Genomic DNA, 21699 nt, shown 5'->3' with positions numbered 1-21699 from the left:
CCGATTCCAGAACAGAACACGCCCCCATGAACCAGTCCAAAGACATCGTCCTCGCCTTCTCCGGCGGCCTCGACACCAGCTTCTGCGTGCCCTACCTGAAAGAGCGCGGCTGGAACGTCCACACCGTGTTCGCCGATACCGGCGGCGTGGACGCCGAAGAACGCGCCTACATCGAACAGCGCGCCGCCGACCTGGGCGTGGCCAGCCACGTCACCGTCGATGGCGGCCCGGCGATCTGGGACGGCTTCGTCAGGCCGTTCGTGTGGGCGGGCGAGGGCTACCAGGGCCAGTACCCGCTGCTGGTGTCCGACCGCTACCTGATCGTCGATGCCGCGTTGAAGCGGGCGGCCGAACTGGGCACGAATGCGATTGCGCACGGCTGCACCGGCATGGGTAACGACCAGGTGCGCTTCGACCTCGCGGTGAAGGCCAGCGGCGATTACCGCATCGTGGCGCCGATCCGCGAGATCCAGAAGGAACACACCCAGACCCGCGCCTACGAACAGGCCTACCTGGAAGAGCGCGGTTTCGGCGTGCGCGCCAAGCAGAAGAGCTACACCATCAACGAGAACCTGCTCGGCCTGACCATGTCCGGCGGCGAGATCGATACGTGGTCCGCCCCGGGCGAGGGCGCGCGTGGCTGGTGCGCACCGCGTGCCGAATGGCCGGTGGAGCCGCTGCGGGTGACGGTCGGCTTCAAGAACGGCGAAGCGGTCAGCCTGGACGGCCAGCCCGTCGGCGGTGCCGCACTGCTGGCGAAATTGAACGCCCTGTTCGCCCCGTACGGCGTGGGCCGCGGCGTGTACACCGGCGACACCGTGATCGGGCTGAAGGGCCGCATTGTGTTCGAAGCGCCTGGCCTGGTATCGCTGCTGGCGGCGCACCGCGCGCTGGAAGAGGCCGTGCTGACCAAGCAGCAGAACCGCTTCAAGCCGGAGATCGCGCGCAAGTGGGTGGAGCTGGTGTACGAAGGCTTCTACCACGACCCGCTCAAGGCCGACCTGGAGGCGTTCCTGCAGTCTTCGCAGGCCACGGTCAACGGCGAAGTGGTGCTGGAGACCCGCGGTGGCCGCGTCGATGCGGTCGCGGTGACGTCCCCGCACATCCTCAATGCCAAGGGCGCGACGTACGCGCAGTCGGCCGACTGGGGTGTCGAGGAAGCCGAGGGCTTCATCAAGTTGTTCGGCATGAGCTCGACCCTGTGGGCCGAGATCAATCGCTGATGGTGTTCCTCGCGCTGACGCCTGGTGGTTTGCAAGATGCGATCAGCATGGCCCTGCCGGGCCGTGACTACATCTGGTGCAGCGCATCCGCCATCTCAACCGCGGCGTTCCAGGAGCATCAGGGCATCGAGCTGACGCGCTTCACGGAGACAGTGTTGTTCGACAATGAAGACGATGTCGCGCACGCGAAGGACGTCATCGCCGAACACCACCCCGATCAACGCGTGTGGATCGAAGCTGCGCAGAATCGTTATGGATCAATCGCATGACTGACTTGTTGGCCAGTACTCTGCATCATCTCGAAGCCCTGGTGTCGTTCGATACCCGCAACCCGCCGCGCGACATCGGCACCGGCGGCATCTTCGATTACCTGCGCGCGCAGCTGCCGGGTTTCCAGGTCGAGGTGATCGATCACGGCGCCGGTGCGGTCACGCTGTTCGCCGTGCGCGGGCAGCCGAAGCGCGTGTTCAACGTGCATCTGGACACCGTACCGTCCTCGCCGGCATGGAGCGCCGATCCGCACGTGTTGCGCATCGAAGGCGACCGCGCCATCGGCCTGGGTGCCTGCGACATCAAGGGCGCGGCGGCGGCCCTCGTGGCTGCCGCACAGGTCACCAGCGGCGATGCGGCATTCCTGTTCACGACCGACGAAGAAGCGAACGATGCACGCTGCATCGCCGCGTTCCTCGCCCGCGACCATGGCTTCGGCGAAGCGATCATCGCCGAGCCGACGCAGTGCCAGGCGGTGCTCGCGCACCGCGGCATCAGCGCCGTCCGCATGGCGTTCACGGGACAGGCCGGGCATGCCTCCGCCGAGAACGCGTTGTCGCTGAGCGCAGTGCACAACGCGATGCGCTGGGGTACGTCGGCGCTGGACTTCGTGCAGGCCCAGCATCATCTGCGCTTCGGCGGGCTGACCGGCCTGCGTTTCAACATCGGCCGGGTCGAGGGAGGCATCAAGGCGAACATGATCGCGCCCAGCGCCGAAGTGCGCTTCGGCTTCCGTCCGCTGCCATCGCAGGACCCCGCCGAGCTGCACGCCACGTTCCGCGGCTTCGCCAATCCCGATGCGCTGGCCGAGTACGAAGAGACCTTCCGCGGGCCGTCGCTGCCTTCGGGCGATGTTGCCCGCGCGGAGGAGCGTCGCCTCGCGGCACGCGACCTCGCCGATGAGCTCGGTCTGCCGATCGGCAACGCCGTCGACTTCTGGACCGAGGCCTCGCTGTTCTCCGCCGCCGGGCTGACGGCGTTCGTTTACGGCCCGGGCGACATCGCGCAGGCGCATACCGCCGATGAGTGGGTAGCGCTGGAGCAGCTGCAACGTTATGCCGACAGCGTCGCACGCATCCTCGATCAGACGGACTGACCTGCAGGAGGGGCTTCAGCCCCGACTGCACTCTGTGGGATCACGGTCGGGGCTGGAGCCCCTCCTACAACGACAACAAGAAAACCGATGGAATCCAACAAGCAAACCCGCCAGACCATCATCCGCTTGCTGTCCAGCATGGCCAGCGCGAAGGAGATCTCGCAGTACGTCAAGCGCTTCTCGCAGCTGGACGCCAAGCGCTTCGCCGTGGTCAAGGTCGGCGGCGCCGTGCTGCGCGACGACCTGGAGTCGCTGACGTCGTCGCTGACCTTCCTGCAGGAAGTCGGCCTGACGCCCATCGTCGTGCACGGCGCGGGGCCGCAGCTGGACGAGGAAATGACGGCGGCCGGCATCACCAAGCAGACCGTCAACGGCTTGCGCGTGACCACGCCCGAAGTGCTGGCCATCGTGCGCAAGGTGTTCCTGCAGCAGAACCTCGCGCTGGTCGAAGCCTTGCAGCAGGTCGGTGCGCGCGCGACGTCCATCGTCTCGGGTGTTTTCGAAGCCGAGTACAAGGACCAGGCCACCTACGGCCTGGTCGGCGACGTCACCCGCATCAACCAGGCACCGATCGAGGCGAGCCTGAAGGCCGGTTCCATCCCGGTCATCGCCAGCATGGGCGAAACCATCGGCGGCCAGATCCTCAACATCAACGCCGACTTCGCCGCCAACGAGCTGGTGCAGGTGCTGCAGCCGTACAAGATCATCTTCCTCACCGGCACCGGCGGCTTGCTGGATGCCGAAGGGCGCGTCATCGATTCGATCAACCTGTCGACCGAGTACGACGAGTTGATGGCCCAGCCCTGGATCAACGGCGGCATGCGGGTGAAGATCGAACAGATCAAGGACCTGCTGGACCGGCTGCCGCTGACCTCGTCGGTCTCCATCACCAAGCCGGCGGAGCTGGCCAAGGAACTGTTCACGCATCGCGGCTCCGGCACGCTGGTGCGCAAGGGTGAGCGCGTACTGCGTTTCGAGGGCGGCTGGGAGGGCGTGGACCTGCCACGCCTGAAGACCCTGATCGAATCCAGCTTCGGCCGCACGCTGCTGCCCGATTACTTCGAGCGCACCACGCCGTACCGCGTCTACATCAGCGAGAACTACCGCACCGCACTGATCCTTACCCGAGAGGAAGGCTTCGCCTACCTGGACAAGTTCGCCGTGCTCGACGACGCGCAGGGCGAGGGCCTGGGTCGTGCCGTGTGGCACGTGATGCGCGAGGAGAATCCGCAGCTGTTCTGGCGGTCGCGCCACAACAACCAGGTCAATATCTTCTACTACGCCGAATCCGACGGCTGCTACAAGCAGGAGAAGTGGAAGGTGTTCTGGTACGGCATCGATGGTTTCGCCGACATCGAACGTTGCGTGGCGCATTGCCGCACGCGCCTGCCGACGTTGAAGGACTGAGATGGCCGCTTCCATCCCGACGGCATGGCGGCAGGTACCGGTCCTGACGGGCCGCCATGCGCGCCTCGAACCGATGTCGCGCGACCATGTCGAGGGTCTGCGCGCCGCCCTGGCCGGCGATGAGCTGACCGCGCTGTGGTTCACGCAGGTGCCCAGGTCCGCGGACGCGGCGGGGTATGTCGATGCGGTGCTGGCGGCGCAGGCGGACGGCCGTGTGCTGCCGTTCGTGGTGCGGGATGCGGGCGGCCGGGTTGTCGGCAGCACGCGCTTCTACGGATTGGAAGCCGATGTTCCCAAGCTCAGTATCGGCTACACCTGGTATGCACCCGATGTGCAGCGTACGGGCATCAATACCGAAACCAAGTTGCTGCTGCTCACGCATGCCTTCGAGACGCTCGGCTGCATCAGCGTGGTCTTCGAGACCAGCTGGTTCAACCATCGTTCGCGCGCGGCGATCGCACGGCTCGGCGCGAAGCAGGACGGCGTGCTGCGCAATCACAAACGCCACACCGATGGATCGCCACGCGATACCGTCGTCTTCTCGATCATCGATGGCGAATGGCCGGCGGTGAAACGCAACCTGCTGGCCAAACTGGCCCGGCACGAACAGGATTCCCCATGAGCACGACCAAGACCGTCGGCATCGTCGGCGCCCGCGGCCACACCGGTGCGGAGCTTATCCGCCTGATCGCCCGCCATCCGCACCTCGAACTGGTGTTCGTGTCGTCGCGCGAGCTCGATGGGCAGAAGGTCAGCGACCACATCCCGGAGTTCGTGGGTGAGTTGCGGTACGAGAACCTGAGCCACGACCAGGTCGGCGGCAAGGGTGCGGATGCGGTGATCCTGGCGCTGCCGAACGGCAAGGCGGCCGAGCTGGTCGCCGCTATCGACGCACAGGCGCCCGACACCGTCGTGGTCGATCTGTCCGCGGATTTCCGCTTCGATGAACCCTGGTACTACGGCCTGCCCGAACTGACCCGGCAGACGTACGCCGGCCAGAGGCGCATCAGCAATCCCGGTTGCTATGCCACCGCCATGCAACTGGCGATCGCGCCGCTGCTCGGTCGCCTGGCGGGTCCGCCGCAATGCTTCGGCGTGTCCGGCTACTCCGGTGCCGGAACCTCGCCCTCGGACAAGAACGACACCGAGCTGCTGCGCGACAACCTGATGCCATATGCGCTCACCGACCACATGCACGAGCGCGAGGTCAGCCGCCACCTGGGCCTGCCCGTCGAGTTCATGCCGCACGTCGCTCCGCACTTCCGTGGCATCACGATGACGGTCAATCTGTGGCTGCAGCAGCCGGCGAAGATCGAAGACATCCGTGCGCTCTATCGTGATCGCTACGCCGGCGAGCCGCTGATTCGCGTGCTGGACGAGGCGCCATGGGTCAGCCGCATCGCCGGCCGGCATGGGGTGGAGATCGGCGGCTTCACCCTGGCGCCCGGCGGCAAGCGCCTGGTCGTGGTCGCGACGCTCGACAACCTGCTCAAGGGTGCGGCGACGCAGGCGATGCAGAACCTCAATCTCGCGTTCGGATTCGACGAACTCGACAGCATTCCGCAGGAGACGACGGCATGAGCGACCTGTTGTGGCAGAAGCCCGGCGTGGCGGTGGACGCGGAGATCCAGCGTTTCCTGGCCGGCGACGACGTGGTGCTGGACCGCGAATTCTTCCTGCACGACATCCAGGCCAGCACGGCGCACGCCGAAGGCCTCCAGCGCATCGGCATCCTGTCCGGCGACGAGTTGGCGGGCCTCAAGCGGGAGCTGGCGCTGCTGGCCGATGATTTCCGTCGCGGCGACTTCGTCCTGGACGAGCGCTACGAAGATGGCCATTCCGCCATCGAGGCCAGGCTGACCGAGCGCCTGGGCGATGCAGGCCGCAAGATCCACACCGGCCGCAGCCGGAACGACCAGATCCTGGTCGCCACGCGCCTGTGGCTGAAGGAGAAGCTGGCGCGCGTGGCGGTGCTGTCGCGCGAAGTGGCCAAGGTGGCGCTGGATCGCGCCCGGGCCGAACGCGACCTGCCGATCCCGGGCTATACCCATATCCAGCGTGCCGTGGTGTCGTCCGCCGGCATGTGGTGGGCGGGGTGGGCCGAGGCCTTCATCGACAACACGATGCGCGCCCGCGACACGCTGAAGCTGGTGGATGCCAATCCGCTCGGCACTGCGGCGGGCTATGGCGTCAATCTCAAGCTCGACCGCGAGCACACGACGGCCGCGCTGGGCTTCTCGCGCATGCAGGTGAGCCCGATCTACGCACAGCTCTCGCGCGGGAAGTTCGAACTGGCCGCGCTGGAAGCGCTCGGTGGCGCCACCCTCGACCTGCGCCGCATCGCCTGGGACCTGTCGCTGTTCACCAGCGCGGAGTTCGGTTTCGTTGCGTTGCCTGCGCAGTACACGACGGGCAGTTCGATCATGCCGAACAAGCGCAATCCCGACGTCATCGAACTGATGCGCGCCACCCACGCCAGCGTGGCGGCGGCGCGCACGGAGATCGAGCAGTTGCTGTCGTTGCCGTCGGGGTACCACCGCGATCTGCAGGCCAGCAAGGGTGCGATCTTCCATGGTTTCGGCCGTGGCCTGCCGGCACTCGAACTGCTGCCCGCGCTGCTCGCGAACCTAGAGTGGCGCGAAGACCGCCTGCGCGCCGCGATCGATTCCGGCATGTACGCCACCGATGTCGCGGTGGAGGCGGCCGTGGCGGGCGTGCCGTTCCGCGAGGCGTACAAGGCTGCGGCTGCGTCCGCAGACACGGCCGGGCAGGGGCGCACGCCCGAAGGCAGCCTGGCGGCGCGCGTGTCCCCGGGCGCCGGTGCGGATCTCCGCCTGGAGACGCTGTCGACGCGGTGGGACGCCCTGTGAAGCGCTACCTCGTGATGGCGATGCGGCGGCCCACGTTCGACGAACGTGCCGTCGCCCCGCACCTCGCATTCCTGGACGAATTGCGCGCCAGCGGCCACCTCGAGATGACCGGGGGTTTCAGCGACAGGACCGGTGGCGCCTACGTGCTGGTCAACCTGGATTCGCTGGAGCAGGCGCAGGCGATCGCGGCACGCGATCCCCTGGCGACGCTCGGCACCTCCGACCTCACCGTCCACGAATGGAACACACGCTGAGTTGACACGATGACCCACGCCGCGCCGCCTCCGTTCGAAGAACAACCGCTGCCGGCGTGGCGCCGTGCCGTGCTCAAGATCGGCAGCAGCCTGCTGGCCGGGGGCGAAGAGGGACTGACCCCGCGCCATGCACTGAACCTGGCCCAGTTCGTGTCCTCCAGCATCGCCGCCGGCAAGGAAGTGGTGATCGTGTCGTCGGGCGCGGTCGCTGCCGGGCGTGGCCTGCTGCATCGCAAGCCGCAGGCCGGGGTGGCGATGGCGGAGCGCCAGGCGTTGGCCGCGCTCGGTCAGGCCCGACTGATCGCACTGTGGCAGCGCTTCTTCGACCGGCCGGTGGCACAGGTGCTGCTGACCCATGACGACCTGCGCAATCGCCGGCGTTACCTCAATGCGCGGGCGACGCTGCAGGAATTGCTGACGCTCGGTGCCTTGCCTGTCGTCAACGAGAACGACACCGTCTCCGTCGATGAGCTCAAGCTCGGCGACAACGACAACCTGGCCGCCGTCGTGGCGGCGCTGATCGACGCGGATGCGCTGTTCATCGCCACCGACATCGATGGCTTCTACACCGCCAACCCGCGCACGCACGCCGATGCCCAGCCGATCCTGGACGTGGAAGCGCTGACACCCGCGTTCTTCGCGATGGCCGGCGGCGCCGGCAGTGGCGTCGGTACCGGTGGCATGCACACCAAGCTCGAAGCGGCCGCGAAGGCGGCCGCCGCGGGCATCGAGACCTTCCTGTTCAACGGGACCCAGGCCGGTGCTGTCGCGGCGCTCGCACGCGGATCGCTGCTCGGCACCCGGTTCCGCCCCGCGCAGAACCGGCTTGCGGCGCGCAAGTACTGGCTGCGCAACGTGCCGGTCGAAGCCGGTGCGATCGTTGTCGACACCGGCGCCGCCGGTGCGATGACGGGCAAGGGTGCCTCGTTGTTGCCGGGCGGCGTCACCACCGCCGAAGGCGACTTCCGCCGCGGCGACATGGTCGAGGTGGTGCTGCGCGACGGCGAGGGCGACCGCACCGTCGCGCGCGGCGTCAGCCAATACTCTGCCGTGGACATCCGTCGCATCGCGCGCCGTCATTCGCGCGACATCGAAGGCATACTCGGTTACACCTACGGCGAGAACGTCGTGCATCGCGACGATCTGGTCCTCCTCTGACGCCTCCCACGGAGTCCGCATGATCGGCGCGATCACCCAGCAAGCCCTGCAGTGCCGCGATGCCGCGCACGCCATCGCCACGCTGCCGACGGACGCGAAGAATGCGTTGCTGCTGGCCATGGCCGACGCGCTTCTCGCCGACGCGTCGGCGATCCTGGCCGCCAACGCACGCGATATCGAAGCGGCGGAAGCCAAGGGTGTCGGCAGCGCGATGCTGGACCGGTTGCGGCTCGACACAAAACGCCTGCACGGCATCGCGGCAGCGGTGCGGGAAGTCGCCGGCTTGCCCGATCCGGTCGGGCAGGTCACCCGCGCGTACGACCGGCCGAACGGCATCCATGTGGAGCGCGTGCGCGTGCCGTTGGGCGTGATCGCGATGATCTACGAAGCACGTCCGAACGTGACCGCCGATGCCGCCGCGCTGTGCCTGAAGGCCGGCAACGCGGTGATCCTGCGCGGCGGATCGGAAGCCATCCACTCCAATAGCGCCATCGCGGCCGCGCTGCGCCGTGCGCTGCGCGAGGCCGGTTTGCCCGAGGCCGTGCTGACGCTGGTCGAGGATCTGCGGCGCGAGACCATCCTGGAGCTGATCCAGCTCAGCGACATCGTCGACCTGGTGATCCCGCGCGGTGGCGAAGGCCTGATCCGCTTCGTCGCCGAGCACGCGCGCGTGCCGGTCATCAAGCACTACAAGGGCGTCTGCCACCAGTATGTGGATGCCGGTGCGGACGAAGATGTCGCGCTCGGGCTGTTGCTGGACGGAAAGGTCTCGCGACCGTCGGCCTGCAATGCATTGGAGACGCTGCTGGTCCACCGCGACATCGCGCCGACCTTCCTGCCGCGCGCCGCGGAAGCCCTGCGCGCGCGTGGCGTGGAAGTGCGCGTTGACGAAGCGGGCAGGGTGTGGGTGCCCGATGCCGCCGCGGCGACCGAGGACGACTTCGCGGCCGAATACCTCGACCTGGTACTCGCCATCGGCGTGGTCGACGACCTCGAAGCCGCCATCGCCCACGTGCGCCGGCACACGTCCGACCACACCGAGGTGATCGTCACCCGCACGCCGGCTCACGCCGAGCGGTTCATCCAGGCACTCCGTTCCGCAGTGGTCATGGTCAATGCCTCCTCGCGGTTTTCGGACGGCGGTGAGCTGGGGCTGGGCGCGGAGATCGGCATCTCGACCACCCGGCTGCACAGTTACGGCCCGATGGGACTGGAAGCCCTGACGGTGGAGCGTTTCGTCGTTCGCGGGGAAGGCCAGGTGAGACACCCCGACCTGGGTGGACCGCAGGCCTCAGGCGGACTCTGAGAGTGCGGTGAATCCCTGCGGGCGGGCGTCCTCGCCCATGTGCAGCACGGTCACCTTGCCCAGTACCAGAGCGCGGGCGACCGCCGGCGGAGCGCCCAGGGCGTCGGCCACTTCCGTCAGCGTCGCGCTACGCGGCTGGCTGCGCCTGTCCGTGCGTCCGAACCGGAACCGGTTGTACTCGGCCCATGCGATCAGCAGCAATGCGCACGCGACGGCCAGTATCGGCAGCGTGAACAACAGGAACGGCTCGATGGCGTGGTCGCGCACGTAGAGTTCGAAGAACGCCGTGCGAATACCGAGCAGCCAGAGAATCAGCGTGACCAGCGGCGTCCACAGGTAGACGTACACCATCCAGAAGCCCAGTGTGACGAAGCCCCACGCCGCGCGTTGCAGGCGCGGCTGCTTCATCGGTTTGCGGATCAAGCGCGAATCGAATTTCATCGTATCCCCCGGTCGGGGCTGACCCATGTGGCGCGTCCGCGCCGGCGACGCATCAGCGTCTTCGGCACCGCCACGACGGTGGTGAACAGGCTCAGCATCCAGTACGCCATCGGGTACCAGATCATCCAGAAATAGTTGCGGCCCACCGCGGTCTCGTAGCGACGGTCGATGACGATGCTGCTGGCGAACTGCAGCATGCAGATCAGGGCCAGGATCACGCCATGCCAGGATGGCAGCAGGGTGTGCACGTACAGGCCGGGCGGCAACGGCACGAACTTGCCCAGCGCCCACAACACGATGATGAGCAGCATGGTGTACGCCCAGACCACGCTGAGCAGGTACTCCGCCAGGACCGCCCACATCCGGCGCTTGCGCCAGGTGAACATGTCCATGCTGTGGCGGATCAGCACCTCGACGCCGCCCTGCGCCCAGCGGAGGCGCTGGCGCCACAAGCCGTTGAGGGTCTCCGGCATCAGGATGAAGCACAACGCATTGGGCTCGTAGCGGATGTCCCAATGGTCGAGCTGCAGGCGCCAGCTGATGTCGATGTCCTCGGTCACCATGTCGTCGGCCCAGTAGCCGATGCGGTGCAGCGCGGTGCGGCGGAAACCGCTGATCACGCCCGACACGGTGAAGATCCGTCCATAGACGCGCTGCGCGCGCTTGATCATGCCGATGATCGAAGAGAATTCGCCCACCTGGAGGCGACCGAGCAGCGTGGAGCGGTTGCGGATCCGCGGATTACCGGTCACCGCGCCCACCCGGGGGCCCGATGTCAGGTGCCAGATCATCCAGTGGGTGGCGTACTCGTCGAGCAATGCGTCGCCGTCGATGCAGACGAGATACTCGCTGCGCGCGGCCAGCGCGCCCATGCGCAACGCGTTCGCCTTGCCCAGGTTGCGATCCAGGTGGATCACGCGCAGGCGGGGGTGCTTTGCGGCCAGCGCGTTCAGCCGGTCGCCGGTATCGTCCCGGCTGCCGTCGTTGATGGCGATCACCTCGAAGTCCGGATAGTGCTGCGCGAGCGCGCCGCCAATCGTGTCCTCGACGTTGTCGCCTTCGTTGTGGCAGGGAATCAGCAGCGTGGCGAACGGCATCACCGCCATCGGAGGCGGATCGTTGCGCGGTCGCGCATGCCGTTCGCGGCGGAAGTAGTAGTAGAGCCCGCCGGACATCCAGAAGAAGGACATCACGATCGGATACAGGAACGCGAACTGGAACAGCGCCTCGAGGTACGTGCCCATCATCGCTCCTCGTACGGGAAGCTGCGCGCGGACAGGCTGCCGCGCACGTCGGGGAGGCGCGGCTGATCGCCGATGAAGTCGTCCGGGTACCACCCGAGGTGGCGCACGCCGTCGGCCTGAAGCTGGCGGACCAGGGCCTGCAGGGTCTCGCCCGGGATCGGCTTGGCGCCGCGCCAGTCGCGCGTCTGCAGTTCGAACAGCGTCTTGTTGAACGAAGGATCGTGCTTGCGCACCGCATCGGACAGTTCGCGCATCCAGGCCGCAGGACGGCGATGCTCGCCTTCCATCCACGGCATGGCCATCAGCGCGGTGTAGTCGTAGGCCGTGAGGAAGGTGTCCAGGCGCTGCCCGAACCACTGCTGGCTCTCGGGCTCGAGCACGGTGCGTGCGTACAGGTTGCGGACCGTCAGCAGCTTGGGGCGCCAGCGCTCGGCGGAGCGTTTCAGTTCGTGGGTGAAATCGACGAGCAGCTGCGCGCGTGCGTCGGAACCGCCGAGGCGGGCAAGCTCGTCATCGCGGAGATAGGCGTCATCGTGGAACAGCAGCCCCTCGAAGTAGCTGGCGATCGCCAGGTCTTCGTAGATGTCGATGACCAGTGCGCGGGCGCGGGGATTGGAGGGGTCCAGCCGGAAGATGTCGCCCTTGCGCTCCGGCAGCGCCAGCGCCTGGCGCTGTGCCGCATCCGGCGGCTCGAAGCCGAGCACCGGCAGCCACGCCAGCACCTTCACGCCCGCGCGCGTGCGCAGCTGCCAGGCCACGCGGTTGAACAGGTCCGCGCGCACCGGCAGGTGACGGTTGGGGAAGTACAGCGCATCCGCCGAGCCATTGCCGTCGGGGTCTGCGAACGCCTGCAGGAACACATGGGTGGGGCCGATCCGCTTGACCCGCTCCAGCAGCGCGTCGAGGTTGCGGTCCAGCTGCGCGGGATCCGCGTCGTAGACGTAGTCCAGGTCGACCTGCATGGCGCGCACGCCCGCGACGTCCTCGTCATGGCGCAGCTCGTAGGCCAGGTCGCCGATGTTGGGGTTGTTGCTCAGCAGCAGGCGCGCCAGGCCGTGCAGGTCGCGGCCGACTTTCTGTTCGCGGCCCTCGAGGTCGAACGACACCGACATGCCCAGCGTTTCGGCGATGTCGTTGCTGATGCTGTTGTACGCGGCATACGGCCAGACGATGGCGCGCGGACGCACGCCCAACTCGCGCTGCAACGTGTCGGTGCTGGCCTGCAGGTCGGCACGGATGCGTGCGCGGTACTCGGCTTCGCTCTCGTAGCGGCGTGCCGTCGTGTCGTAGCGGCGGGTGATCGCGGCCGGGGTCATGTTGCCCTGCGGGTTCGATTGCACCCCGTGATGCAGGTCGTGGCTGTGCGAGGCCACTTCGACCAGGCCGCTGGCCTGCATCTCGCGCAGTTGCGCCCAGGTCAGGAAGTCGTCGTGCGTGAACATGCGCGGCCCGTAGTCGACCTGCCGGCCTGCGGGCAGTTCCACCCAGTCGGTCACCACCGCGACCAGCGCGGGATAGCCGTACGCACGCAACAACGGGAACGCATGCGTGTACACGCTGCGCAGGCCGTCGTCGAAGGTCAGCAATACCGCTTTGTCCGGCAGCGCGCGTTCCCCGCGCGAGGCCGCCAGGACCGCTGCCAGGCTCACCGGGTGGTAGCCGTGGCCGGAAAGCCAGTCCAGGTGCGCGGCGAAGTTCTGCGTACCGACCGCGTAGCCATCCGGATCGCCCTTGCGGGCGACGTCGTCGCGGATGTCGTGGTAGCTGAGCACCAGCAGACGGTCGCCGGCCACGTTCAGCGTGCTCGCGACGGGGGCGGCATCGCCCGCGGAGGCCGCCAACGGCAGCAGCGCGGACAATGACAGGCACGCCCGCAGGATCAGGTTGCCAAGGGTGCACGCCATGCTCATTCTCCCCACCGGTATTCGATATCCAGCGCCACGTGCTGCTCGCGCTGGCCGTCGTAGACGGGGCGCGACCAGGAGATGCCGTAGTCCAGCACGTGCCCCATGCCCAGCTTCAGCTCCTGCCGGTAGCTGGCGCGCGGCACCCACGCGCTGCCGTGGCCTTGTTGCCAGTAGCTGCCAGCGGTGATCTCAAGCCGCTGCCGCAGGTGGCGTTCGTAGCGGCGCCAGGCGACGTGGTCGATGCGCACGCCGCCATTGAAAGCGCGGTCCTGCGACGGGTTGTAATAAGGAGCGTCATCGCGGCTTCCGCGCGATGCATACGCGTCGCCGATCATGTCGACCAGCAGGTGTGGGCGCGTGATCCACCGGCGCTGGCCGTACACGCCCAGTTCCTGGCGTCGATTGCCGTCGTCGTAGTCCCAGTGCTTGTAGCGCGCGCCCAGTTGCCCCTGTTCCGACGGCGTCCACACCAGTCCGGCTTGCCAACTGTCGGCCCCGATCCCGCTGCGGCGCGCCTGCAGTGACGCTTCCGGATCTGCATGGAACGCGGCGGCGCTGGCGGACAGCGTGTCGCTGGCGCGCCAGCCGGCGCGGATTCCGACGGCGGTGTCGTCGAGGTAACGGTCGTCCGGGCGCGATGCCTGCGCTTCCAGGGAGAGCCGGTCGTGGGTGTAGAGCAAGCCCATGCCGGTGTGGCGGGCATGCACGCGTTCGCCCTGGAAGTCGGCCCAGGCATCGCTGGCCTGCGCGGTCAGGCGCCAGCGGTCGGCCAGCATCGGGCTCTCGATGTAAACCCCGTACTCGCCGTCGCGATTTCCGAGCGGCGACGCGGTCGTCGACGCGCCTTCGGCGTCGCTGCGACCCGCAGCCGCCCATGCGCGACCGCGCCAGCCCAGGTGCGCATCCCAGTAGCGATCCAGGCGCTGCACGTGGGTGTTGCCCGGGAACTGTTCCAGCAGACCGTCGTGGAGTACACGGGCGTCGCCCACGCGGTCGAGCGCGAGCAGGGATTCGGTCGCGCCGATGCGGGCCTCGGTGCTGCGCGGGTCGAGGGTCATCGCCATGCGCTGGCGCTCCAGCGCACGTCCGGTCCAGCCCCGCATGCTGAAGATGTTGCCCAGGCGCGACTGCAACCCCGCATTGTTGGGCGCGATGGACGCCAGCGCCTCAAGGGCCGTCTGCGCTTCCTGCAACCGGTTGCCGTAGGCGGTCACCATGGCGCGGTTGGTGTCTGCGTCGAAGCGGTGCCAGTTCTGGTGTCCACGGCGTGCACCCGGCGCTCGCGGCCAGGGCTCGTTGGCCTTGACCAGCGCATCCAGCGTGGTCAGTGCGCGCTCGTGCTGTTCCGATTCGAGATAGGCGTAAGCCAGCAGCAACTGGATGTCGAACTCGCCGGGCATCGCAGCCAGGGAGGTCTCCAGCGCGGCAGCGGCCTCTTCGGGATGGCGCGTGGCCAGCAGCGAGTCGCCGACCTTCGCCAGCGCGTAAGGCGGCACCTGCAGACCATCGGCCAGCAGCGACCGGTACGCCGCCACGACCTCGTCATGCTTTTCCAGCGTGTTGAGGATGACCAGCGAGTCCAGTCGTGGACGGTGGGCGGCGGCACGCTGTTCCGCCGTCAGGCTGGCAAGGTGCTCCACCATCAGGCGCTCGGCCTGTTTCATTTCGTCCAGCCGGGATGCGGTGTCCTGCGCGTACAGGCCGCCCCACACGATCCTGCGTGCCAGGCGGTCGTTCTGCAGGCGCTCGGCCTGGGCGGCCGAGAACACCGACGGGCGCGCGCGATACAGCTGCCAGGCGCGTTCCGCATTGCCGAGGTCCGCCAGGGTCAGGGCGCGCATCCGATAGGCATCCTCGTCGTCGGGATGCGCCGCGAGCAGGCGCTCGTAGATGGCCAATGCCGCCAGCCACTGGCGTTGGTCGCGCAGGTGCGCGGCTTCTTCCAGCCCCGATTGGCGCGACGGGGCAGCCCCCGGGAGAACAGGAGTCGCGCGGGTCGCCGGGGAGTACAGGGAAAAGCCCGAGGCACATGCCAGGGCAAGGGGGAGCAGACGAAGATTCAAGAGTCCTGCCATGCGGGGAAACGCGTGTGCGTTGTCATTCCGCGCGTTTATGCAAAAACTCTGCCAATTCTCGAAAGTACCCGCAGACAGGTCACTCCCGCTGCACTTTTGTTAATTTTACGTAAATGTAAATGAATCACGCTTGCCCGGATCGTGCCAATGCCACCGGCTGGATGCCTGCCGCCGGCTGTCTTCTTCGCCCGGTCGGTGCGGGTCGAGCGCGCCGACGGTCAATGAGTGACGTGTAACGTCATATTTATGTGACGGAAAGCACTTTTTAGTGGCCAGCCAGGACCGGTGGCATCGGGGGCGAGTGGCGGGAGGGCTGGCATCCGGCGGGCAGGCGGGTCCAGCGCCGCATGCGAGAGATCACCGGAATCCGGGCAACAAAAAACCCGGGAAACTTTCGTTTCCCGGGTTTCATGTGTTGGTCGGGGAGACAGGATTCGAACCTGCGACCTCTACGTCCCGAACGTAGCGCTCTACCAGACTGAGCTACACCCCGCGAGCCGTGCATTGTATGCAGTCGTCGCGTGGGCGGCAATAGGGTGTGGCGCTTTCCTGACGATGCGCGGCCTTCCCACTTAGAATGTGTCATTGCCGTCCGCTGGAGTTTTTCGCTTGATCAAGCCCCGTACGCCGCCCGGAGTGATGGAACTGCTTCCGCGCGAGCAGATCGCCTTCCAGCGCATGCTGGACACCATCCGCCGCAACTACGAGCGCTTCGGATTCCTGCCGGTGGAAACGCCGGTGTTCGAGCTGTCCGAGACGCTGCTGACCAAGTCCGGCGGCGAGACGGAGCGGCAGGTGTATTTCGTGCAGTCCACCGGCGCACTGGCGAAAGAAGGCGACGGCTTGCCGGAACTGGCGCTGCGCTTCGATCTGACGGTGCCGCTCGCGCGCTACGTGGCCGAACACGAGCACGAGCTGACCTTCCCGTTCCGCCGCTACCAGATCCAGCGCGTCTACCGCGGCGAACGCGCGCAGCGCGGCCGCTTCCGCGAGTTCTACCAGTGCGATATCGACGTGATCGGCAAGGATGCGCTCAGCGTGCGCTTCGACGCCGAGATCCTCGCCGTGATCCACGCGGTGTTCAGCGACCTGGGCATCGGCGATTTCACCATCCAGTTGAACAACCGCAAGCTGATGCGCGGCTTCTTCGAAGCCCAGGGCGTCACCGACGGCGAGCAGCAGGCGCTGGTCCTGCGCGAAGTCGACAAGCTGGACAAGCGCGGCGCCGACTACGTGCGCGAGACGCTGACCGGCGAAGGCTTCGGCATGTCCGCCGAAGGCGTGGACCGCATCCTCGACTTCGTCGCCATGCGCAGCAGCAGCCACGCCGATGCGCTGGCCAAGCTCGACGCGCTGGGGCAGGGCAGCGAGATCTTCGACCAGGGCATCGCCGAACTGCGCGAAGTGCTGGACCTGGTCAAGGCGCTGGGCGTACCGGAAGAGGCGTACTGCCTGAATTTCTCGATCGCCCGTGGTCTGGACTACTACACCGGCACCGTTTACGAGACCCAGCTGGACGGTTATCCGCAGATCGGGTCGATCTGCTCGGGCGGCCGCTACGAAGACCTGGCCAGCCACTACACCAAGTCGAAGCTGCCGGGCGTGGGCATCTCGATCGGGCTGACGCGCCTGTTCTGGCAGCTGCGCGAAGCCGGCCTGATCGCCGGCAGCGACGAGAGCAGCGTGCAGGCGATGGTCGCCCTGATGGACGAAGGCGAACTGGCGGAGTCGCTGGACATCGCCCGGCGCCTGCGCGCGGCGGGCATCAACACCGAGGTGCAGATGGAAGGCCGCAAGCTCGCCAAGCAGTTCCAGTACGCCTCGCGTGCGGGCATCCGCTTCGTGGTGCTGGCGGGCGAGGACGAGCGAGCGCGCGGTGCGGTGACGGTGAAGGACCTGTTGCGCGAGCAGCAGTTCGAAGTGAAGCGCGAGGAACTGGCCAGCAGCCTGAAGGTGGAGCTGGAACAGGCGCGCGCATTGGCGGGGCGCTGACATGAAACCGATCCTGTTGGATGGCAGGTCGCTGACCCGCGACAAGCTGGTCGAGATCGCGTTCGGCGCCAGCGTCGAACTGGACAAGGGCGCGCTGAAGGCCGTCGCGCGTGCGGCCGACTTCCTGGCCGAACAGGTCCGCCGCGAGGAGCCGATCTATGGCGTCTCCACTGGCTTCGGCAGCAACGCCGACAAGCTGCTGGGTGCGCACCCGGTGCGCGACGAACTGCCGGGCGCGACGAAGTCCGGGCGTTCGCTGCATGAAGAACTGCAGTACAACCTGATCGTCACGCACGCGGTGTGCGTGGGCGAGCCGATGGCGCCGGAGATCGTGCGGGCCATGCTCGGCATCCGCATCAACACGTTGCTGAAGGGGCACTCCGGCATCCGCGTGGAGACCTTGCAGGCCCTCGCCGCGATGCTCAACGCCGGCATCGTGCCGGTGGTGCCGTCGCTGGGATCGGTGGGCGCATCGGGCGACCTCGCGCCGCTCTCGCACCTCGCCATCGTCTTGCTGGGGGGCGGCGAAGCCTTCCATGAAGGCGAACGCATGCCGGGCGCCGAGGCGCTGAAGCGCGCCGGCCTCTCGCCGGTATCGCTGTCCTACAAGGAAGGCCTGGCGCTGAACAATGGCACCGCACAGATGCTTGCCATGGGCGTGCTGGCCGCGTACCGCCTTGACCAGTTGCTGGATACGGCGGATCTCGCCGCCGCGATGACGATCGATGCCTTCGCCGGTCGGCTTGGTGCGTTCGCCGAGGAAGTGCACGCGCTGCGTCCGCATCCGGGCCAGGTGCATGTCGCCGCGCGCCTGCGCGAATTGCTGGACGGCTCGACGCTGGCCGACATTCCCTACCATCTGGTGCCGCGCTTCCGCACCTGGCTGCCGGACAGCTGGGATACGCCGGAAGCGCAGGCGCTACGCTTCGACATCGGCTGGGATTGGGTGCCCACGGGGCAACGCCATGGTCGCGAGAAGTTCTACCGGCGCTTCATGCCGTTCCGCGGCGGCAAGAAGCACCAGCCGCAGGACAGTTATTCGCTGCGCTGCATCCCGCAGGTGCATGGCGCCGTGCGCGATGCGGTGGAGCAGGCCAAGCGCGTGCTGGAGATCGAGCTCAATTCGGTTACCGACAATCCACTGGTGTTCCCGGACCGGGAAGCCGAGCACGTCGAAGAGCAGGTGATCTCCGCCGGCCATTTCCATGGCATGCCGCTCGCGCTCGCGATGAGCTACGTGAAAGCCGCCATCCCGACGCTGGCGTCGATCTCGGAGCGCCGCTTGAACAAGCTGGTCGACCCCGCGACCAACGACGGTCTGCCTGCGTTCCTGATCGGTAACGAGGACGGCACCGAGTCGGGCCACATGATCGTGCAGTACAGCGCGGCCGCCATCGTCAACGACCTGGCCAGCCGCGCGCACCCGGCCAGCGTGTTCTCGGTGCCGACCAGCGCGAATGCGGAAGACCATGTGTCGATGGGCGCCAACGAAGCGCGCCACGTGCTGGCGATGACCCAGGACCTCGGCAAGGTGCTGGCGCTGGAGCTCTATACCGCCGCGCAGGCGCTCGATCTGCGCCGCGACATGATCAATGCCGCGCGTGCGCTGGCGGACCGGGCCGATGCCGAAGGCATGGCGGCAAAAGTGTCCGGCGGCCCGTCGCCAGGTGTCGAAGGCCGTGAAGGCTTCCTGGAAGAAGTGGACGCGCTGCGCGCGGCGCTCGCAGCCAGCGAAGCGTTCCATCCGGGACATGCCGTCGCGGCCGCCCACGCAGCCATCCGCGCGAAGATTCCGTTCCTCGACCGCGACCGCGCGCTCGACGGCGAAGTCGCTACCGCGGTTCGCCTGGTGGAATCGGGCGAGATCCTTTCGGCGGTGCGTAACCGCTGAGGAAGAAGCTGTAGGAGCGACGCAAGTCGCGACCGGACGAACGAACCTGCCCTGATGCCAAGGCAACCAGTGACGGTGCGGTGGTTGAGGCGATGGTTTGACACAAGTTCGGTGCGCTTACGATTCACGGTCGCGACTTGCTTCGCTCCTGCAGTAGACCCTGTCGCTTCACAACGTCCGCACGCAGTCGCGGCCCTCGGCCTTGGCGGTGTAGAGCGCCTGGTCCGCGACCTGTAGCGCGGACTCCAGGCTGTCGCGTGCTTCCAGGTCCACGCAGTGCACGCCGATGCTGGCGGACACCGCGATCTCCAGTTCGCCGCTGCGGCACGGTTGCGCACGCAGGGCCTGGCGCAGCTCCTCGGCCACCACGCTGGCTTCGCCCAGGCCCATGCCGGGCAGGGCGGCGATGAACTCCTCGCCGCCGAAGCGCGCCAGCAACGCGCCGTGCGGGCGCAGCGTCTCGGCCAGGGTGTTCGACGTGCAGCGCAGGCAGTCGTCGCCGACCAGGTGGCCGTAGGAGTCGTTGATCCGCTTGAAGTGGTCCAGGTCGATCATCAGCAGCGAGATCGGCCGCTGCGAGTTGCGCGACTGCGACAGCAGGTGCTCGAACGCTTCGCGGAAGTGCGTGCGGTTGTAGAGATCGGTCAGCCCGTCGAGGCGGCTGGATTCGCTTAGCCTGTGGTGCGCGCTTTCCAGTTCGGACATCGCCTGCCGCAGTTCGGCCGTGCGGGTGATGACCTGTTCCTCGAGCTGGTTCTTCGCATCGCGCACGATGCGCTCGTTCTCGTTGCGCAGCGCGGCGTAGCGGTAGCCCAGGGCCACCGACAGCAGCAGCATCTCCAGCGCCGAGCCGATCTGCACGCCGTACTCGGTCATGAAGGTCTTGGGCAGCAGGCCGAAGGCCAGTGCGACGAAGATGCCGGTGCCCAGCAGGAACATCGCCCAGGCCAGCAGGAACACCTTCGCCGGGCGGTAACCACTGCGCACCACCACCAGCGTGATCACCGCGATCCACAGGATGCTCGGGAATACCGCCGCCGACGCGATCGGCGTGGCCACGTGGTAAGGCAGCTGCGTGGCGGCGATGCCGAGCAGCACGAAGAACGCGATGATGCCCCTGCTGATGCGGTCGCCCAGGCGCCATCGCGTGTGCAGCCCGAGGAACGTCCGCGAGAACTGCTGCATGCCGATCTGCGCCAGGCAGACCGACAGCGGCACCGATTTGTCGGCGAGCCAGGTGGAATGCGGCCAGAAGTATTCGAAGCCCAGCCCATTGAGGGTGAACAGCACCAGGCCGAACGCGGTGATGTGGAACAGGTACCAGAAGTAGCTGCCATCGCGCAGCACCAGCCACAACACCAGGTTGTAGAAGAACAGCGCGACCAGGATGCCGTAGTAGATGCCGATGCCGAGCTGGCCGTCGCGCGAGAGTTCGGCGAAGGCGGCGGGCGTGTACAGGAACAGCGGCACCTGCATCGAGCTCTGGCTCTGCACCCGCACCAGCAGGTCCACCGGCTGGCCGGTGGGCAGGTCCAGCCAGAAGTTCGGGTGCCGGTAGCGGATGCTGCGATGCTCGAACGGGAAAGTGTCGCCGCCGGTGTGGTGCACCGTGCGTCCGTCGGGGTAGCGCGCGTAGACATCGATCCGATCGCTCAGCGCGTACTGCTGCACGAGCAGCCAGCGCTGCTCGCGGGCGTTCGCATTGGTGACCTCGACATGGAACCAGAACGCGCCGGTCTGGAACCCGAAGGAGGCGTCGCCGTTCGGCAGCGGGGCGAAGCGGCCGGTGTCGAGCAGGCGGTCGGCTTCTTCCAGCGTCGCCGCGCCACCGGCGTCGTGAAGGTAGGTCGTGTTGGGCGCGAGCGCGGCGTAACTGGCGTCGGCGCCGATGCGTGCCGGACTGGAGGCCGTGGCGGCCATGGGCCAGAGGAGCAGCACGAACAGCCAGGCCAGCCAGCGCCGATGGCGTGTTCCGTCAGTGGGTCGTCCCTGCATGCCCATCCCCCCCGGGTGGCCTGTCCGCCTTCCGGCGATGGCGCCGGGCCGGCGGTCCGGCGTCCTTGGCAGTGTACTCATCGTCCTTGCCCGCTCCAGCCCATCGTCGGTCCCCTGGTGTGGCTATGCCGGAAGTAACGGAAAAACGCCGCCATTCCAGACAAGACCCGGGTTGACGGAGCGCGCCTTAGTGAATTAATGTATTAGCACGTTAATACATTAGTGCGTTGATCCCGCCCATGAAACGCCGCCCCACCCAGGAAGAAGTCGCCGACAACGCGCCGCTGCAGGCCCTTTCCGAGGCCCTGACCGCGTTGGCGGAGGCGGGCGAGATGCGCGCGTTCCTGGAAGACCTGTGTACCCCCGCCGAGCTGGAGGCCATGGCCGACCGTTGGCGCGTGGTGCCCCTGCTGCTGAAGGGTGTCCCGTACCGGGAAATCCACGACCTCACCCAGGTCAGTGTCACCACGATTGGCCGCGTCGCTCGCACCCTCGAGCGCGGCGCAGGCGGTTATGCCGCCGCCGTCCACCGCCAGCAGGCGGCGACGGCCACTGCTTCCCACTGAGTAT

Annotated in this window: 18 protein-coding genes and 1 tRNA gene; 13 read left to right on the top strand and 6 right to left on the bottom strand. The window is 67.3% G+C overall.

Features of this window, described 5'->3' with window-relative positions; genetic code table 11:
- The first annotated feature begins 26 nt into the window (after positions 1-26).
- The 10 genes from ASD72_RS13805 (at position 27) to ASD72_RS13760 (ending at position 9584) form a co-directional block, all read left to right on the top strand.
- Positions 27-1223: an argininosuccinate synthase gene (locus ASD72_RS13805; protein WP_056880526.1), complete on the top strand. Its 1197-nt coding sequence runs from the start codon at positions 27-29 to the stop codon at positions 1221-1223.
- Positions 1223-1492 carry a hypothetical protein gene (locus tag ASD72_RS13800; protein ID WP_056880525.1) on the top strand — a complete coding sequence of 90 codons (270 nt, stop codon included), beginning with the start codon at positions 1223-1225 and terminating at the stop codon, positions 1490-1492. The genes ASD72_RS13805 and ASD72_RS13800 overlap by 1 nt, the downstream gene beginning before the upstream one ends.
- The gene (locus tag ASD72_RS13795) at positions 1489-2589 is read left to right on the top strand and encodes an acetylornithine deacetylase (protein ID WP_056880524.1); all 1101 of its coding nucleotides are present in this window, start codon (positions 1489-1491) and stop codon (positions 2587-2589) included. Before ASD72_RS13800 ends, ASD72_RS13795 begins: the two co-directional genes overlap by 4 nt.
- Positions 2590-2676: 87 nt before the next feature.
- Positions 2677-3996, top strand: a complete 1320-nt coding sequence (locus ASD72_RS13790) for an acetylglutamate kinase (protein WP_056880523.1) — start codon at positions 2677-2679, stop codon at positions 3994-3996.
- 1 nt (position 3997) lies between these two features.
- On the top strand, positions 3998-4618 hold the full coding sequence (locus ASD72_RS13785; RefSeq protein ID WP_056880522.1) for a GNAT family protein: 621 nt from the start codon (positions 3998-4000) through the stop codon (positions 4616-4618).
- Positions 4615-5577, top strand: coding sequence for an N-acetyl-gamma-glutamyl-phosphate reductase (gene argC / locus ASD72_RS13780; RefSeq protein WP_056880521.1), 963 nt, complete (start codon positions 4615-4617; stop codon positions 5575-5577). Before ASD72_RS13785 ends, argC begins: the two co-directional genes overlap by 4 nt.
- Positions 5574-6866 carry an argininosuccinate lyase gene (gene argH / locus ASD72_RS13775; protein WP_056880520.1) on the top strand — a complete coding sequence of 431 codons (1293 nt, stop codon included), beginning with the start codon at positions 5574-5576 and terminating at the stop codon, positions 6864-6866. The genes argC and argH overlap by 4 nt, the downstream gene beginning before the upstream one ends.
- A gap of 14 nt (positions 6867-6880) precedes the next feature.
- Positions 6881-7120, top strand: a complete 240-nt coding sequence (locus ASD72_RS13770; RefSeq protein ID WP_056880704.1) for a YciI family protein — start codon at positions 6881-6883, stop codon at positions 7118-7120.
- Between the two features lie 9 nt (positions 7121-7129).
- Positions 7130-8278: a glutamate 5-kinase gene (gene proB / locus ASD72_RS13765; RefSeq protein WP_056880519.1), complete on the top strand. Its 1149-nt coding sequence runs from the start codon at positions 7130-7132 to the stop codon at positions 8276-8278.
- 19 nt (positions 8279-8297) lie between these two features.
- On the top strand, positions 8298-9584 hold the full coding sequence (locus ASD72_RS13760) for a glutamate-5-semialdehyde dehydrogenase (RefSeq protein WP_056880518.1): 1287 nt from the start codon (positions 8298-8300) through the stop codon (positions 9582-9584).
- On the opposite strand, the gene pgaD is transcribed toward ASD72_RS13760, so the two are convergent.
- From pgaD to ASD72_RS13735, 5 genes are all read right to left on the bottom strand, one after another.
- Positions 9570-10025: a poly-beta-1,6-N-acetyl-D-glucosamine biosynthesis protein PgaD gene (pgaD, locus tag ASD72_RS13755; RefSeq protein WP_235578013.1), complete on the bottom strand. Its 456-nt coding sequence runs from the start codon at positions 10023-10025 to the stop codon at positions 9570-9572. The two genes, ASD72_RS13760 and pgaD, sit on opposite strands and share 15 nt — an antisense overlap.
- A complete protein-coding gene (gene pgaC / locus ASD72_RS13750; RefSeq protein ID WP_056880516.1) occupies positions 10022-11269 on the bottom strand; it encodes a poly-beta-1,6-N-acetyl-D-glucosamine synthase in 1248 nt (415 codons plus the stop codon). Before pgaC ends, pgaD begins: the two co-directional genes overlap by 4 nt.
- Positions 11269-13173, bottom strand: coding sequence for a poly-beta-1,6-N-acetyl-D-glucosamine N-deacetylase PgaB (pgaB, locus tag ASD72_RS13745; RefSeq protein WP_056880515.1), 1905 nt, complete (start codon positions 13171-13173; stop codon positions 11269-11271). Before pgaB ends, pgaC begins: the two co-directional genes overlap by 1 nt.
- 2 nt (positions 13174-13175) lie before the next feature.
- Positions 13176-15251, bottom strand: a complete 2076-nt coding sequence (gene pgaA, locus ASD72_RS13740) for a poly-beta-1,6 N-acetyl-D-glucosamine export porin PgaA (RefSeq protein WP_081420343.1) — start codon at positions 15249-15251, stop codon at positions 13176-13178.
- Positions 15252-15667: 416 nt separating this feature from the next.
- Positions 15668-15744: transfer RNA gene (locus ASD72_RS13735), tRNA-Pro, on the bottom strand.
- Positions 15745-15860: 116 nt separating this feature from the next.
- Between ASD72_RS13735 and hisS the strand changes: the two genes are divergently transcribed.
- Complete coding sequence (gene hisS / locus ASD72_RS13730) at positions 15861-17243, top strand: histidine--tRNA ligase (protein WP_056880513.1); 1383 nt, start codon at positions 15861-15863, stop codon at positions 17241-17243.
- 1 nt (position 17244) lies between these two features.
- Entirely contained in the window at positions 17245-19134 is a 1890-nt protein-coding gene (locus ASD72_RS13725; RefSeq protein ID WP_056880512.1) for an aromatic amino acid ammonia-lyase, read from the top strand.
- Between the two features lie 168 nt (positions 19135-19302).
- Here the strand turns inward: ASD72_RS13725 and ASD72_RS13720 are convergent, their stop codons facing one another.
- Complete coding sequence (locus ASD72_RS13720; protein ID WP_162250389.1) at positions 19303-21129, bottom strand: diguanylate cyclase; 1827 nt, start codon at positions 21127-21129, stop codon at positions 19303-19305.
- Between the two features lie 239 nt (positions 21130-21368).
- Between ASD72_RS13720 and ASD72_RS13715 the strand changes: the two genes are divergently transcribed.
- Positions 21369-21695 carry a YerC/YecD family TrpR-related protein gene (locus ASD72_RS13715; RefSeq protein ID WP_056880510.1) on the top strand — a complete coding sequence of 109 codons (327 nt, stop codon included), beginning with the start codon at positions 21369-21371 and terminating at the stop codon, positions 21693-21695.
- Positions 21696-21699 lie beyond the last annotated feature (4 nt).

The sequence above is a fragment of the Pseudoxanthomonas sp. Root630 genome, assembly GCF_001427585.1.
Classification (GTDB): Bacteria; Pseudomonadota; Gammaproteobacteria; order Xanthomonadales; family Xanthomonadaceae; genus Pseudoxanthomonas_A.
The sequence above is the reverse complement of the archived record's forward strand: the minus strand, read 5'-3'. Positions and strand labels throughout refer to the sequence as shown.

Excerpts from the sequence above, each read along its gene's own strand:
- ASD72_RS13805 (WP_056880526.1), top strand. The coding sequence starts at position 27 with ATGAACCAGTCCAAAGACATCGTCCTCGCCTTCTCCGGCGGCCTCGAC.
- ASD72_RS13800 (WP_056880525.1), top strand. The coding sequence starts at position 1,223 with ATGGTGTTCCTCGCGCTGACGCCTGGTGGTTTGCAAGATGCGATCAGC.
- ASD72_RS13795 (WP_056880524.1), top strand. The coding sequence starts at position 1,489 with ATGACTGACTTGTTGGCCAGTACTCTGCATCATCTCGAAGCCCTGGTG.
- ASD72_RS13790 (WP_056880523.1), top strand. The coding sequence starts at position 2,677 with ATGGAATCCAACAAGCAAACCCGCCAGACCATCATCCGCTTGCTGTCC.
- ASD72_RS13785 (WP_056880522.1), top strand. The coding sequence starts at position 3,998 with ATGGCCGCTTCCATCCCGACGGCATGGCGGCAGGTACCGGTCCTGACG.
- argC (WP_056880521.1), top strand. The coding sequence starts at position 4,615 with ATGAGCACGACCAAGACCGTCGGCATCGTCGGCGCCCGCGGCCACACC.
- argH (WP_056880520.1), top strand. The coding sequence starts at position 5,574 with ATGAGCGACCTGTTGTGGCAGAAGCCCGGCGTGGCGGTGGACGCGGAG.
- ASD72_RS13770 (WP_056880704.1), top strand. The coding sequence starts at position 6,881 with ATGGCGATGCGGCGGCCCACGTTCGACGAACGTGCCGTCGCCCCGCAC.
- proB (WP_056880519.1), top strand. The coding sequence starts at position 7,130 with ATGACCCACGCCGCGCCGCCTCCGTTCGAAGAACAACCGCTGCCGGCG.
- ASD72_RS13760 (WP_056880518.1), top strand. The coding sequence starts at position 8,298 with ATGATCGGCGCGATCACCCAGCAAGCCCTGCAGTGCCGCGATGCCGCG.
- pgaD (WP_235578013.1), bottom strand. The coding sequence starts at position 10,025 with ATGAAATTCGATTCGCGCTTGATCCGCAAACCGATGAAGCAGCCGCGC.
- pgaC (WP_056880516.1), bottom strand. The coding sequence starts at position 11,269 with ATGGGCACGTACCTCGAGGCGCTGTTCCAGTTCGCGTTCCTGTATCCG.
- pgaB (WP_056880515.1), bottom strand. The coding sequence starts at position 13,173 with ATGGCGTGCACCCTTGGCAACCTGATCCTGCGGGCGTGCCTGTCATTG.
- pgaA (WP_081420343.1), bottom strand. The coding sequence starts at position 15,251 with ATGGCAGGACTCTTGAATCTTCGTCTGCTCCCCCTTGCCCTGGCATGT.
- ASD72_RS13725 (WP_056880512.1), top strand. The coding sequence starts at position 17,245 with ATGAAACCGATCCTGTTGGATGGCAGGTCGCTGACCCGCGACAAGCTG.
- ASD72_RS13720 (WP_162250389.1), bottom strand. The coding sequence starts at position 21,129 with ATGCAGGGACGACCCACTGACGGAACACGCCATCGGCGCTGGCTGGCC.
- ASD72_RS13715 (WP_056880510.1), top strand. The coding sequence starts at position 21,369 with ATGAAACGCCGCCCCACCCAGGAAGAAGTCGCCGACAACGCGCCGCTG.